Source organism: Polynucleobacter necessarius, assembly GCF_900095175.1.
In the GTDB taxonomy this organism is placed as follows: domain Bacteria; phylum Pseudomonadota; class Gammaproteobacteria; order Burkholderiales; family Burkholderiaceae; genus Polynucleobacter; species Polynucleobacter necessarius_I.
This window is the reverse complement of record NZ_LT606946.1, coordinates 1,247,008-1,260,258: the sequence shown is the minus strand read 5'-3', so window position 1 is coordinate 1,260,258 and position 13,251 is coordinate 1,247,008. Positions and strand designations below refer to the sequence as shown.

At 46.0% G+C, this 13,251-nt stretch carries 15 protein-coding genes; 7 read left to right on the top strand and 8 right to left on the bottom strand.

The window, feature by feature from the left end:
* Window positions 1-59: 59 nt before the first annotated feature.
* Window positions 60-776 carry a transcriptional repressor LexA gene (gene lexA, locus DXE44_RS06565; protein ID WP_114653632.1) on the bottom strand — a complete coding sequence of 239 codons (717 nt, stop codon included), beginning with the start codon at window positions 774-776 and terminating at the stop codon, window positions 60-62.
* 61 nt (window positions 777-837) lie between these two features.
* Here lexA and DXE44_RS06560 point away from each other — a divergent pair, with 61 nt between their 5' ends.
* From DXE44_RS06560 to dnaB, 6 genes are all read left to right on the top strand, one after another.
* Complete coding sequence (locus tag DXE44_RS06560) at window positions 838-1,914, top strand: asparaginase domain-containing protein (RefSeq protein WP_114654381.1); 1,077 nt, start codon at window positions 838-840, stop codon at window positions 1,912-1,914.
* 133 nt (window positions 1,915-2,047) lie between these two features.
* Entirely contained in the window at window positions 2,048-2,422 is a 375-nt protein-coding gene (gene rpsF / locus DXE44_RS06555) for a 30S ribosomal protein S6 (RefSeq protein WP_114653629.1), read from the top strand.
* 59 nt (window positions 2,423-2,481) lie between these two features.
* Window positions 2,482-2,775 carry a primosomal replication protein N gene (gene priB, locus DXE44_RS06550; RefSeq protein WP_114653626.1) on the top strand — a complete coding sequence of 98 codons (294 nt, stop codon included), beginning with the start codon at window positions 2,482-2,484 and terminating at the stop codon, window positions 2,773-2,775.
* Between the two features lie 13 nt (window positions 2,776-2,788).
* Window positions 2,789-3,061: a 30S ribosomal protein S18 gene (gene rpsR / locus DXE44_RS06545; RefSeq protein ID WP_011902267.1), complete on the top strand. Its 273-nt coding sequence runs from the start codon at window positions 2,789-2,791 to the stop codon at window positions 3,059-3,061.
* Between the two features lie 13 nt (window positions 3,062-3,074).
* Complete coding sequence (rplI, locus tag DXE44_RS06540; RefSeq protein WP_114653624.1) at window positions 3,075-3,527, top strand: 50S ribosomal protein L9; 453 nt, start codon at window positions 3,075-3,077, stop codon at window positions 3,525-3,527.
* 24 nt (window positions 3,528-3,551) lie between these two features.
* Complete coding sequence (gene dnaB / locus DXE44_RS06535) at window positions 3,552-4,991, top strand: replicative DNA helicase (RefSeq protein WP_415065292.1); 1,440 nt, start codon at window positions 3,552-3,554, stop codon at window positions 4,989-4,991.
* Between the two features lie 66 nt (window positions 4,992-5,057).
* Here dnaB and DXE44_RS06530 read toward each other — a convergent pair whose 3' ends face one another.
* Together DXE44_RS06530 and DXE44_RS06525 are read right to left on the bottom strand one after the other, a co-directional pair.
* Window positions 5,058-5,324 (bottom strand): hypothetical protein, encoded by a 267-nt coding sequence (locus DXE44_RS06530; protein ID WP_114653622.1) that lies wholly within the window; start codon window positions 5,322-5,324, stop codon window positions 5,058-5,060.
* Window positions 5,325-5,354: 30 nt separating this feature from the next.
* Entirely contained in the window at window positions 5,355-6,089 is a 735-nt protein-coding gene (locus DXE44_RS06525; protein ID WP_114653620.1) for a mechanosensitive ion channel family protein, read from the bottom strand.
* A 163-nt stretch (window positions 6,090-6,252) separates the two neighbouring features.
* Between DXE44_RS06525 and DXE44_RS06520 the strand changes: the two genes are divergently transcribed.
* A complete protein-coding gene (locus DXE44_RS06520) occupies window positions 6,253-8,310 on the top strand; it encodes an autotransporter domain-containing protein (protein WP_114653618.1) in 2,058 nt (685 codons plus the stop codon).
* A gap of 1 nt (window position 8,311) precedes the next feature.
* Here the strand turns inward: DXE44_RS06520 and DXE44_RS06515 are convergent, their stop codons facing one another.
* From DXE44_RS06515 to DXE44_RS06495, 5 genes are all read right to left on the bottom strand, one after another.
* A complete protein-coding gene (locus DXE44_RS06515) occupies window positions 8,312-8,881 on the bottom strand; it encodes a C40 family peptidase (protein ID WP_231970606.1) in 570 nt (189 codons plus the stop codon).
* Window positions 8,838-10,514, bottom strand: a complete 1,677-nt coding sequence (locus tag DXE44_RS06510) for a PhoH family protein (protein ID WP_114653614.1) — start codon at window positions 10,512-10,514, stop codon at window positions 8,838-8,840. The genes DXE44_RS06515 and DXE44_RS06510 overlap by 44 nt, the downstream gene beginning before the upstream one ends.
* A gap of 234 nt (window positions 10,515-10,748) precedes the next feature.
* Complete coding sequence (locus DXE44_RS06505) at window positions 10,749-11,216, bottom strand: peroxiredoxin (RefSeq protein WP_114653612.1); 468 nt, start codon at window positions 11,214-11,216, stop codon at window positions 10,749-10,751.
* 47 nt (window positions 11,217-11,263) lie between these two features.
* Window positions 11,264-12,181, bottom strand: coding sequence for a polysaccharide deacetylase family protein (locus tag DXE44_RS06500; protein WP_114653610.1), 918 nt, complete (start codon window positions 12,179-12,181; stop codon window positions 11,264-11,266).
* Window positions 12,182-12,193: 12 nt separating this feature from the next.
* On the bottom strand, window positions 12,194-13,240 hold the full coding sequence (locus tag DXE44_RS06495; protein ID WP_114653608.1) for a bifunctional UDP-4-keto-pentose/UDP-xylose synthase: 1,047 nt from the start codon (window positions 13,238-13,240) through the stop codon (window positions 12,194-12,196).
* Window positions 13,241-13,251: the final 11 nt, after the last annotated feature.

Here is a 13,251-nt window from a genome sequence, read left to right as displayed (position 1 = left end):
TTGCAACAGTTAGCAATAGAAAAGGCCTCTAACGAGGCCTCTTTGCCGGGTGAGGCAGCTTAGAGTCCGCCAGCCCTGATTAAGCCAACAGCCTGGCCCTCTACAGCGAAGTTTGGTTGACGCCTGTCTACCAAAATGTTTTTAAAGTCTGGGTTCTCGGCTTGTAGTTCAAGCACCATGCCGTCTGCAGTTTTCTTCTGGTTCCAACGCTTTACTGTAACTTCATCATCAAGGCGTGCAACCACGATATCGCCGTTGCGTACTTCAGAAGTTTTTCTGACGGCAAGATAGTCGCCATCCAAAATGCCAGCATCGCGCATACTCATGCCAACTACTTTGAGTAAGTAATCAGCACCTTTACTAAACAAGCTTGGGTCAATCGGCACTTGTTTTTCAATGTGTTCGATTGCTGTGGGAGAGCCTGCAGCAACACGACCAATGAGTGGCAGCGTAAGTTGCTGAAGCGCGCCAGAGGGTAAAGACATCTGACGATATTTGTTTGGATTGTGCGTCTGGTTAAAGCGTTGTGGAATCCGAATGCCCCGCGAGATTCCCGGCGTCAGTTCGATGTATCCTTTTTTTGCTAATGCGCGTAAGTGCTCTTCAGCGGCGTTAGCAGAAGCAAAGCCGAGTTGCGTAGCGATTTCAGCACGGGTCGGAGGTGAGCCACTCTCATCGATGGCCTTGGTGATCAATTCCAAAATCTCACTTTGACGTGAGGTGAGTTTGGGGAGGGCAGTCAGCTCCTCTGGAAAATCGACTGTATTTATGTCCATACTGGGATTGTATACAGCACTATTTGAATATTCAAGCAATTTAGAGGCGGATAATGGAGAAATGAGCTCAATTTCGAACGTTTCTGAAAATACACCCCATCTTTTAGTTTTAGGTATGGGCGGCACGATTGCAGGCCTGGCGCCTAACCCTGAAGAAAACCCTCTCCAATACCAGGCTGGACAGGTAGGGGTTGACGCATTGGTGGCGCATGTTCAATCAGTTGTGCCTGAGGGAGTCAAGCTAGTGTCACGTCAGGTGGCAAACATCAATAGTCGCAATTTGACTGATGCCAATCTCAGCACACTGGGATTTGGAGTAAGAGAAGCTCTGTTGGATACCGCTGTAAGGGGGATTGTGATTACCCACGGTACGGATACGATTGAGGAGACCGGTTTATTTTTGCAGGCAACTTGCGGAAAGCTGGCTCAGGCACAGAATAAACGGGTTATTTTGACAGGGGCAATGTTGCCAAGTAATGCACCTGGGGCTGATGGCCCTTCAAATCTGCTGGATGCCTTACGCTGGGCGTCAACTTCTATTGATAACTGTCCTGGTGGCGTCTATGCGGTGATGGATGGGCGTGGATGTATGGCAATGGATTTGGCTAAGCGCCACGCTACGGCTCTGAATGCTCCTTTGCAAAATGCCCCATCAAGCTCAGTAGGCCTGATTAATCCATCTTGGTTATCCGGGGTGAAGGCCGTACAGTCAGCTTGGAGTGAAGATTTGCCTATTCCTGAGGCGAGTGAGTGGCCTTGGGTAGAGATTTTGACTAGTCATGCAGGTGCACGTCCTGAAACCATCTTGCAGTGGCTGGGTAGTGCTGTACAGGGCTTTGTGCTTGCTGGTTCAGGGCATGGCGGCTTTCATGATGCATGGGTACAGCCCTTAGATCTGGCAATGGCTCAAGGTATTGCTCTGGTCAGGACAACTAGAACTGGCGCTGGATCTACTTTGCTTAATATTCCTGAGCTAGATCTCCCGGGATGCAGAGCCTCTGGATCATTCACCGCTCCAAGAGCCAGAATTGCCCTCCAATTGGCTTTAAATGCGGCAAAGCAGGCGAATAAAGCTGGTAAACCCCTGACTTGGCAGGATTTTTTTGCTAGAATAGCGGACTTACCTGAAATTCGGTAAGGACTTAAAAGTTGTAAATATGTGTAGTTAGTTTTACCTACAATTTGTTGCCACCTTGCCACACTGGCGCTAACTTTAAAACCATCGGAAGTTAGCAAGACGCCCAGGTGACTTTATCCTTAAGGAGTGTTAGATGCGTCATTATGAAATCGTCTTTATCGTCCACCCGGACCAAAGCGAGCAAGTGCCTGCGATGATCGATCGCTACAAAGCGACATTAGCTGCTGCTGGCGGCAAAATTCATCGTATGGAAGATTGGGGTCGTCGTCAGATGGCTTACATGATCGACAAACTTGCTAAAGCCCATTACGTTTGTATGAACATTGAGTGCGACCAGAAAACTCTGGACGAGCTCGAGCACGCATTCAAATTTAACGATGCTGTTTTGCGTCACCTCATCATCAAGACTAAGAAAGCTGAAACAGAGCCTTCCATCATGATGAAAGAAGTGCAACGTGAAGAAGCGCGCAAAACAGCTCAATCCGACGCTCCTGTAGCAGCGGCTTAAGCTAGAAATTTGAAGAGGAATACACAGACTAGAAAACGTATCAGAGTGACGGAGCGGCGTTGAATCATTTCACCCTAACTGCATTCTTGGTAGCTAAAGACGCAATTCGATTTACACCTGCAGGAATACCAGTGATGCATTGCCAGCTAGAACATAGCGGCGAAGTAAGCGAGGTAGGAAATGCAAGGAAAATTCAGATGAGCGTTGAAGCCATAGCGATTGGCCCGATACAAAAGGGCTTGGAGCAAATGGATTTAGGAACCGAGGCAGTGTTTGAGGGATTCTTAGCACCCAAGACTCTACGTAATCAAAGACTTGTTTTCCATATCACCCATATTCAATTGAAAAATTAAAGAGGAAATCATCATGGCGTTTGGAAAGAAACCCGATTTCAAAAAGAAACCAGCCCAGAACCCATTGTTCAAGCGTAAGCGTTATTGCCGTTTCACTGTTGCTGGCGTAGAACAGATTGACTACAAAGATGTAGACACATTGAAGGACTTCATTGGCGAAAACGCCAAGATCACTCCTGCACGTTTGACAGGCACAAAAGCTAAATATCAGCGTCAGTTAGACACTGCTATCAAGCGTGCTCGTTACTTGGCTTTGTTGCCATTCTCCGATCAACACAAGAAATAATTGGGAGCCCTCAATGCAAATCATTCTTTTAGAAAAAGTAATTAACCTGGGCAACCTCGGTGACATCGTTCGTGTTAAAGACGGTTACGCTCGTAATTTCCTAATCCCACAATGCAAAGCTCGTCGTGCAACTGAAACAGCTATCGCTGACTTTGCAGTACGTCGCGCTGAGTTGGAAAAATTAGCTGCTGAGAAATTAGCCGCTGCTGAAGCGGTTGGCGCAAAGCTCAAAGACTTGGTTCTCGAAATCGGTCAAAAAGCTGGTGTTGGTGGTCGTTTGTTTGGTTCTGTAACCAATCATGACATTGCTGATGCTTTGAAAGCTAAAGGCTTTGTAATCGAAAAAGCTTCTGTACGTATGCCTACTGGCCCGTTGAAGATGGTTGGTGATCACCCTGTAGCGGTAGCTGTTCATACCAATGTAGTGGCTGACATCACTATCCGTGTCGTTGGCGAGCAAGCCTAAGTTTTAGATCTGTAAGCTAGCCTCATGGCTGAATCCCGTTCTCGCTCCCTTATGTCAAATCCTGGCATGATGGGTTCTGGGGATGCAGCCTTGCAGGCCTTAAAAGTACCCCCGCATTCTGTAGAAGCCGAGCAATCTTTGCTCGGCGGTCTACTGATCGATAACACAGCCTGGGATCGCCTAGGTGGCGTGTTAACTGATAAAGATTTCTATCGCCCTGAACATGCTCTGATCTATAAGGTCATTCAGCGTTTAGTTGGCGACAATCATCCTGCTGACGTCATTACTGTTCATGAGGCTGTTAAGTCTGAGCAGGGTGGTGCTTTGGTTGGGATTGATTACCTCAATTCTTTAGCGCAAAGCACTCCAAGTGCAGCGAATATCAAAGGCTATGCCGACATTGTTCGCGATCGCAGCATTCTGCGTCGCCTAATTGAAGTTTCTGACAACATTGTGAACTCTGCATTTGTTCCAGAAGGTCGTTCAGTCAGAACGCTTTTAGATGAAGCGGAGTCCCGCATTTTGCAAATTGGTGAAGAGGGCAGTCGTAAAGCTGATTACCTCGAAATCGAACCATTACTCAAAACCGTTGTCGCTCGCATTGATGAGCTATACAACCGTCAGGGTGGAAGTGATATCACCGGTATTGCAACTGGATTTATTGATCTAGATAAACAAACCAGCGGCCTGCAAAAAGGCGACTTAGTGATTGTTGCTGGAAGACCGTCAATGGGGAAAACCGCGATGGCGTTAAACATCGCCGAAAATGTTGCCTTGGCAGAAGGTTTACCAGTCGTTATATTCTCGATGGAGATGTCAGGTGAGCAACTGGCAGCTCGTTTACTGGGTTCGGTAGGGCGCGTTGACCAAAGTCGCATGCGCACCGGAAAGCTTCAAGATGATGAGTGGCCGCGTGTTACTGATGCCATTGCACGCTTGAGTAATACTCAAATTTTGATTGATGAAACTGGCGCCCTTTCCAGTCTAGAGCTCCGCGCACGCGCACGTCGTATTGCTCGTAACTTTGGCGGAACACTTGGTCTCGTTGTGATTGATTACCTGCAGTTAATGAGCGGTTCAGGTTCTGAGAACCGTGCTACTGAGATTTCTGAAATTTCACGCTCACTCAAATCACTCGCAAAAGAATTACAGTGCCCAGTAGTTGCTTTGTCGCAGTTAAACCGTGGTCTAGAGCAGCGCCCTAATAAGCGCCCAATCATGTCTGATTTGCGTGAGTCAGGTGCAATTGAGCAAGATGCTGACTTAATTATGTTCATCTATCGTGATGAGGTGTATCACCCAGATACAACTCAGGATAAGGGTATAGCTGAAATTATTATTGGTAAGCAGCGTAATGGACCGATTGGTACTGTGCGTGTTAGCTGGCAAGGTCCGTATACCAAGTTCGATAACTTGGCTATGGGATCGGTTGGCTATTCTTCTGGTGGATACGAGCCGTTCTAATTCAAAAGTAATTAAGAATAAAAAAGCCTCGCAATGCGAGGCTTTTTAACTTGATGCAAAAGGTATTTACTTGCCGCCTTCGCATTTCTTAATAGAAGCTGCTTTAGCTGCACCATATAGTGGCTTACCATCTTTACTGACTGCCTTAGCCTCGCAATCATTGGGTTTGGCATCACCCATACATTTCTTAATAGATGCATCTTTAGCTGCCCCGTAGAGTGGTTTACCATCTTTACTGACTGCCTTAGCTTCGCAAGCAGCTTGATCTGCAAAAGCGATAGATGGAATAGCAAAACTAAATGCAATGCTTAAAGCAATGATAATTTTCTTCATGTGAAATTCTCCTGGTTAGTTGCTGCGAAATTAACTCTGTTTCATCGCCATGTTCTGGGTGGCTACTGGAGCAGGAAAGCCAGCTGTAGTAAGAGCCTCACTCATGACGCGGTTGCTATCAAAATAGACTTGCCAGTAGCGATCATTGTTGCAGTAAGGGCGAACAGCCAATACTGGACCTACTAAATTGAACTCCAAAATATTTACTTCAACTGTTGGATCTTGCAATGCATTTGGTATTGCAGAAATTTTTTCACGTAAAAGTTGCATCGCAGCGATTTGGTCGGCAGCCCCAGAGAGTTGGCATTTTAGATCGACTCTGCGATAGGAGCTGTTACTAAAGTTTTGAATGGTGTCACCCAAAATTTTGGTATTGCCAACCATCGTTGCAATATTGTCTGGCGTATAGATGGTTGATGAGAACAGTCCAATCTCTTTAACGGTTCTAGTTACACCACCTGCAGTAACGAAGTCACCCACCTTGAAGGGGCGCAACACAATCACAAATACACCAGCTGCAAAATTGGAAAGTAGACCCGCCCATGCGGCACCGATTGCAATACCAGCGGTAGCAATTAAAGTGGCGAAGCTGGTAGTTTGAATGCCAAAATAACCCAGAATTCCAATAACCAGCAGAATGTTCAAGGTTACGGAAACAGCTGAGCCAACAACCCAAAAGACAATGGCTGCCAAGATCTTGAGGCCAATATCCGTAGCCGCAGCTACCAAAATCTCCTGAATACGATCTAAATCAATTTGATTCATTGCTAAATTCCTGTGTGGTTTAAGCAAAAATATAAAAACCCATTAATAGTGATTATTTCTAATAACTATATATAAGGATATTAGCTTAAGGGTTAATAGATATTAACTTTATAGCTAATTATTATTGGAGAAAATTTGAATATTTTCTTCTACATACCCAGCCATGCAATTTATAGGTTTCTTCCGCCATTATTTAATTTTGACTACAGCGACGGTTGCTTTGTCTACCATGCCCAATTCTGTGATCGCGCAATCTACTGGAGGATGCGACTCCTACACTCCGAATACAGTAAGCGGAAGTTCTCAGACGGTTGCTTGTACTAGTAGCGTAACTCCGGCAGCAACTACAGGCGTCATTTCAACTCAGAATTCAACTACAGTTGGAAATAATGTAACGATAGATGTTGCAAATGGAACTTCGCTCGTAATTAATGGTTCAACCATCGGGCTTGGCGGCAATGCAAGTGTTAGTAACCATGGAAATTTAAATACCAGCTCTTTTTATTACGGGTATGGCATGTCTTCCGGCGCAAACGGCCGGTCTCAAGCAGGGGGAACCTCTTTCACGAATGAATCAGATGGCACGATTTTTACCGGTGGAACTTATGCGGCAGGTATGTACATTAGCGCTACCAATGCTTCATCAGCTGCTAATGCCTTAACTAATGCTGGTCGTATTCAGACTGATGGTGTGGGTGCCGCAGGCATGCGTTTGGTTTCTGGCGCCACATCAGGTTCTGTGCTGAATTCCATTGTTAATACTGGCCTCATTACGACAAATGGTTCAGCGGCTCATGGTATTCAAGTATCGGGGGTTGGGACAGTAGCTATTGAAAACACTGGGACGATCACAGCTAATGGGGTAAATTCATTTGGCATATATAGTGCTGGAAATATCACCACGCTGACCAATTCTCAAGGCGGATCGAACCCGCTAACATACTCAGGAGTGCTGCCAAGTAATTACAACACCAAGATTTCTAGTGCGACCAATTATGGAAAGTTGGATGCTAGTAATGGGGTGGTAACTGGGGCAATGAACTTTGGCATTACAATCAACTCAACAGTATCTCCAGCAACATACTCCACAGCACTTTCAGGTATCAAAATTAATAATCTTGCTAACTCTTATGGGACGGTCACTATTGGTGGAACTGAGTATCAGTGGGCGCTGGTACATCGCATTAATGGGTCTGCCGATCAGGCAGACTTAGTATTGAGTGCGGTTGTGCAGCCAACCTTAGTTGCTCTCGAGGAGACTCTTGCGGCTCAGTCTCTTTTAATTGTTCCGATTGGACCCGATACTGAGATTGCTCTCAATTCAATGGCTAACACCTTGCAAGGATTATTTGCAATGCAGTCTGCAGGTGTGATTAATGGCATGAGCTATGACTGCTCGCTATTTGGTGCTAATAATGTATGCATTTCGGCAGGTGGTCGATTTACTAATGTTAGTTCTTATCCATACAACAATAGCAGTGCGCTGATCATTGGGGCTTACCGCTTCTCAAATAATCTTCGATTTGGTGGATATCTAGATCAGAATCTATCTCAAAGTACTCCAGGTGAAATTGCTCAATTAAATAATGGCAGTCCAATGGTTGGTGTATTTGGGGTATGGTTGCAAAACCCAGATGGCACGGGTGTAGAGGCAAAGCTTTCTGCGGGGTATGCAAACAAGGGTGCAAGCTTAACCCGTCCAGTGGTTGGTGTCTCTGAGGCGGGCACGGGCTCCACCTCTCTGACTTCACAAGGTGTTCTTGGCTTGCTTAAATATGGATTTGGTATGGGAAATAAAACGATACTTTCACCGTATGCTAGCATGCGCTATATGGTTGGTGGAATGGGCGGGTACGGTGAGAGTCAATCAAATACGGTTTCTAGTCCGCTGACGTATGACGCTATTAATAATTACACAACCACTGTGCTCGCAGGTGTTTCTGAGGTTCATAGGCTGAGCGAGAAAACAAGTTTACTTGCGAGCGCTGGCGTAGAAAAAGATACCAATTCCAATGTTGGCAATTTAGTTACAACTGGCAATGGTTATTTCAATATTGCAATGAATAATAATTATCGAAGCACAAGGCCAACTGCAAGTTTGGGAGCTTTTCATGATTTAAGCGTCAATGAGCGCATTGGACTCTCGGCAATTTATCGGCAAGAGGCTTATCAGGCCATTACTTCAACTACAGTCATGGCTACCTATACGATTGGGCTTTAGTTTAGTTCTGCGGACTTGCTGAAGTCAGTCTTCTTGCCTCAGTAAATCTTGCTGCCCAATAGGGCTTAGTGATGTGCTCTAGGCGCACAGTTCCTCCAGCACTTGGGGCATGTACAAATCTACCTTGCCCCGCATAGATCCCCGCATGTGAATACTTTGCGCCGGTAGTATTGAAAAAGACCAGGTCCCCTGGTGCGGGTGGTTGATTTTCAACATTTTTACCTTTGGTACTCATTTCTTGAATAGTGCGCGGTAGCTTGATATTGGCAGACTTGTTGTAAACGTAGGCAATGAGTCCGCTGCAATCAAATCCGCCCTTTGGATTATTGCCTCCATAGCGATAGGGCACACCCACTAAACCTACTGCAGCAATGGAGATATCTTCAGTGCCTACGCTAGTATCTTGTTTGAATTGAGAAACCTTGGCAGCATTATTTTTTGATCCAAAGCTAGCGCATCCCGATAGCGAGAGAAGGGTGCAAATAAAAATGCCGCACCCTATTAGAGTGCGGCATAAGAGAGATGACTTAGAGTGCGTCAGCAGCATGATCCGCAAGACGTGATCGCTCACCACGAGCCAAAGTCACATGCCCATCATGACGCCAGCCTTTAAAGCGATCCACTACATAAGTAAGACCTGAAGAGCCTTCGGTTAAGTAAGGTGTATCGATCTGGGCAATATTGCCTAAACAGATAATCTTCGTTCCTGGGCCTGCACGAGTTACTAAAGTCTTCATTTGTTTTGGTGTTAAGTTTTGTGCTTCATCAATAATCACAAACTTGCTCACAAAAGTTCTACCACGCATGAAGTTCATGCTCTTCACTTTAATGCGTGAGCGAATCAATTCTTGTGTAGCGGCACGACTAAACTCACCAGCACCACCATCTTCATTGCGTTGCAAGACCTCAAGGTTGTCGTCAAAAGCACCCATCCAAGGCTGCATTTTTTCCTCTTCGGTACCTGGCAAAAAGCCAATATCTTCACCGACAGGAACAGTTGCGCGCGTAATGATGATTTCGTTATAGCGCTTGCTATCCAACACCTGCTCCAGGCCAGCAGCTAGGGCCAGCAGGGTTTTTCCGGTACCAGCTTGGCCCAGTAATGTAATGAAATCCACATCCGGGTTCATGAGCAGATTCATGGCAAAGTTTTGTTCGCGGTTGCGAGCTGTTACGCCCCATACATTATTCTTTTGATGAGAAAAATCTCGTAAAGTTTGAAGGAGGGCAGTTTTGCCGTTGATCTCTTTGACTTGGGCATAGAAAGGTGTCGAGCCATCAGGATTTTCTTGATAGACAAACTCATTCACCAGCATGCTTTGAACTGAGGGGCCTGTAACGCGATAAAACATCGTGCCAGATTTGCCGTCAGCCCAACTCTCCATGTTTTTACCGTGTTTATGCCAAAAGTCTGCTGGTAATGTCATAACGCCTGAATACATTAAATCGCGATCTTCTAGTACTTGATCGTTGAAGTAGTCTTCAGCAGGGAGGCCTAAGGCGCGAGCCTTAATGCGCATATTGATGTCTTTAGATACCAAGACAACTTCCTGGCCTTTACGGGTTTTTTGGAGCTCGCTAACCACCGCTAAGATCAAGTTATCGCCTTTGCCCTCAGGTAATCCCTCTGGAAGCGCTTGGGTAGTTAACTTGGTCTGGAAAAACAGTCGACCAGAAACATCCTGATTGCCTAGCTTGTTGAGTGGAATACCTTCATCTAATGTGCCGCTAGTTCCAGCCACCAGCTGATCCAATGAGCGACTGACGGTGCGGGCATTGCGTGCAACTTCAGTCATCCCTTTCTTGTGGTTATCTAATTCCTCAAGAGTGGTCATCGGTAGGAAGAGGTCGTGTTCTGAGAAGCGGAACAGGGAGCTCGGGTCATGCATCAATACGTTGGTATCAAGGACAAATAAGCTAGGTGGGCCAGTGCGAACAATGCGCTTTGGCTTTTCTGGGACGCTTGCCGCTTTCCTATCACCGCGGTCATTACGTGGTGCAACGGGACTGCGATCACTTTTGATTTTTTCGAGCGCGACTTCAGCGGCAGATAAATCCTCTTCTGCATCTGTCGCCCAATCTGGAGCATGACTTTCCATCACAACAGTTTTTGCTGGTGCAGGGCGCTTTTTTAAGTTTGGAGTGTCCTTACTGCTAATTTTTACTTGACCAGCAATTTGAGTTGGGATTGGGGGCAATGGCATGCAGACTCTCCTAAAAGAAAAAACCGTCAAGCGGATTGCATTGACGGTTTATAACAAAACTGGGTGTAAAACAATCTGTAAAACGGCGGGGGATGTTTACCGAGCCTGTTCTGAAGTATTCAGGCTGATGAGTCAAACGGATTGTTAGACTTTCCCGTCGTTTACGGTGCATATAAACAACTTTACCCCAAATTTTGGGCTTTGCAAGTACCCTAGATTAAATTCTTTAAAAAATTATTTAGTATCTTGGGCTGCTTGTAATACCTCTGTCACATGTCCAGGAACCTTAAGGCCACGCCACTCTTTTACGAGCTTGCCTGAGGAATCAAAAAGGAAGGTATTGCGTTCAACGCCACGAACTTGTTTGCCATACATGTTTTTCAACTTCATGACGCCAAAGAGTTGGCAAAGGGTTTCTTCGGTGTCGGCAACCAGCTCAAATGGCAACTCAAGTTTGCTGCGAAAATTATCATGGGATTTCAGGCTATCTCGAGAAACGCCAACCACCAGAGTATTGGCTTTAGTGAAGGCATCAATGTTGTCACGGAATTCACCAGACTCAGCAGTGCAGCCAGGAGTCATATCTTTTGGATAAAAGTAGATGGCCAGCTTTTTACCCTTAGCGGAATCTGGCGTAAAGGTTAATCCGGATGTTGCTGGGATTGCGCACTGGGGCATTGGCTTGCCAATTTCTACTGTCATGATGATCTCCCTTAATTAATTTTATGTATTAGGTATTCTGAGGTTTATTAAACTGTTTGCAAAATGAGTTCACCGCTTCGGTTAGGGATCTCTCCCCAAGTGATGGGTTGTACAGCTATTTTATCGAGTTGCTTGGTGGCTTCCCAGGATTGATGCAATTCGCCCATGGTGACTAGGTCGTGACCCTGGTTTAGCCACCCGGCCAGCAGTTGTTCAAAAGCGGGTAGCAGCTTTTGACCTTCTAGCTCGGCATGTAGAGTAAATACCTGGTCATTTGGATTGCTTTGGGTAATCTCAAGCAACTTCTTCACGGCGCCAAACTCATCTGCATCATCTATCCCAATCAACTCATCAAACGTTGGTAGGGTGGTTGGATATTGCACATGTTTCGCTTTCCCGGAAGGCAGGGCAAAACGATAGGGCATTAAATTGGGTTCTGCCCGGCCATCAGAGGAATACTTAATACCCCATTGATCGAGTTGCTCAAAAGCAGCCTCATTCATTTGCCAGCCGGCAGCACCATACGTAATTGGCGGATGACCAAAAATTTCTACAAAGCGATCCCAACTTTTTTGCATCTGTGCTTTAGTCCACTCTGGGTCGCGATTACGCACTGCATCTTGCCAGGCTACGTGGTCCCAGGTATGAATGCCAGTCTCGTGACCGGCAGTATCAATGGCGCGCATCTCTGCAGCAGCTTGTTTTCCAATGTCAGGTCCGGGTAGGAGGACGCCGTAGAGCAAGGTCTTAAGGCCGTAATGTTCAACAACAGAAGTGCGACTTACTTTCTTTAAAAAACCCGGCTTAAAGACTCGCTTGAGAGCCCAACCAGTATGGTCGGGACCCAAGCTAAATAGAAAAGTGGCTTTAAGACCAAAGCGTTCAAGCGTACGCGCTAGATTGGGGACGCCTTCTTTGGTGCCGCGTAAGGTATCAACATCTACCTTGAGTGCAATCTTAGCCATGAACCTCTGTGCTTATTCGTTATCAACCAAATGACGTGCTTTTTCCACATCTTCGCGATAGGCTTCGAAAATATTCTTCAGCGCGTCGCTCATATTGGTAGTTGGCTTCCAGTCTAATTCACTCATCGTGTTGTCAATTGCAGGAACGCGATTCTGAACGTCTTGATAGCCTTCCCCGTAGTAGGCGCCAGAAGTGGTTTCGACAATCTTTACTTCATTCGCTGTTTTTGCATACTCCGGAATGCTACGAGCAATCTCAAGCATCTGATTAGCAAGCTCACGAATGGAGTGATTGTTCTTTGGGTTGCCGATGTTGTAGATCTTGCCGTTAGCAACACCATCTTTGTTATCGATGATGCGCATTAGGGCATCGATACCATCGTCAACATAAGTAAAGGCACGTTTCTGGGCGCCGCCATCAACGACGTTGATAGATTCACCGCGAACAATGTGGCCTAAGAACTGAGTCACCACGCGTGAGGAGCCTTCTTTTGGTGTGTAGATGCTATCTAAGCCAGGGCCAATCCAGTTAAATGGACGGAAGAGGGTAAATCGCAGGCCTTCCATACCGTAACCCCAGATGACGCGGTCCATCAATTGCTTGGAGCAAGCATAGATCCAGCGTGGCTTATTGATTGGGCCATAAACCATATTCGATTTGGCAGGATCGAATTCACTATCTTCACACATGCCATAGACTTCAGATGTGGATGGAAACACTAAATGTTTCTTGTATTTAACTGCAGAGCGCACGATGGGTAAGTTGGCCTCGAAATCGAGCTCAAATACTTTGAGTGGCTGCTGAACATAAGTAGCTGGTGTTGCGATGGCTACCAAAGGCAGAATCACGTCGCATTTACGAATGTGATATTCAACCCACTCTTTGTTGATGGTGATATCACCCTCAAAGAAATGCATGCGGGGGTGATTCACTAAATCACCTAGGCGATCGTTTTGCATATCCATGCCATAGACATCCCAATCGGTTGTCTCCAGGATACGCTTTGAGAGGTGGTGGCCAATAAAGCCGTTTACGCCAAGAATGAGTACTTTTTTCATCTTTACTGCCT

Excerpts from the sequence above, each read along its gene's own strand:
- lexA (WP_114653632.1), bottom strand. The coding sequence starts at position 776 with ATGGACATAAATACAGTCGATTTTCCAGAGGAGCTGACTGCCCTCCCC.
- DXE44_RS06560 (WP_114654381.1), top strand. The coding sequence starts at position 838 with ATGAGCTCAATTTCGAACGTTTCTGAAAATACACCCCATCTTTTAGTT.
- rpsF (WP_114653629.1), top strand. The coding sequence starts at position 2,048 with ATGCGTCATTATGAAATCGTCTTTATCGTCCACCCGGACCAAAGCGAG.
- rpsR (WP_011902267.1), top strand. The coding sequence starts at position 2,789 with ATGGCGTTTGGAAAGAAACCCGATTTCAAAAAGAAACCAGCCCAGAAC.
- rplI (WP_114653624.1), top strand. The coding sequence starts at position 3,075 with ATGCAAATCATTCTTTTAGAAAAAGTAATTAACCTGGGCAACCTCGGT.
- dnaB (WP_415065292.1), top strand. The coding sequence starts at position 3,552 with ATGGCTGAATCCCGTTCTCGCTCCCTTATGTCAAATCCTGGCATGATG.
- DXE44_RS06530 (WP_114653622.1), bottom strand. The coding sequence starts at position 5,324 with ATGAAGAAAATTATCATTGCTTTAAGCATTGCATTTAGTTTTGCTATT.
- DXE44_RS06525 (WP_114653620.1), bottom strand. The coding sequence starts at position 6,089 with ATGAATCAAATTGATTTAGATCGTATTCAGGAGATTTTGGTAGCTGCG.
- DXE44_RS06520 (WP_114653618.1), top strand. The coding sequence starts at position 6,253 with ATGCAATTTATAGGTTTCTTCCGCCATTATTTAATTTTGACTACAGCG.
- DXE44_RS06510 (WP_114653614.1), bottom strand. The coding sequence starts at position 10,514 with ATGCCATTGCCCCCAATCCCAACTCAAATTGCTGGTCAAGTAAAAATT.
- DXE44_RS06505 (WP_114653612.1), bottom strand. The coding sequence starts at position 11,216 with ATGACAGTAGAAATTGGCAAGCCAATGCCCCAGTGCGCAATCCCAGCA.
- DXE44_RS06500 (WP_114653610.1), bottom strand. The coding sequence starts at position 12,181 with ATGGCTAAGATTGCACTCAAGGTAGATGTTGATACCTTACGCGGCACC.
- DXE44_RS06495 (WP_114653608.1), bottom strand. The coding sequence starts at position 13,240 with ATGAAAAAAGTACTCATTCTTGGCGTAAACGGCTTTATTGGCCACCAC.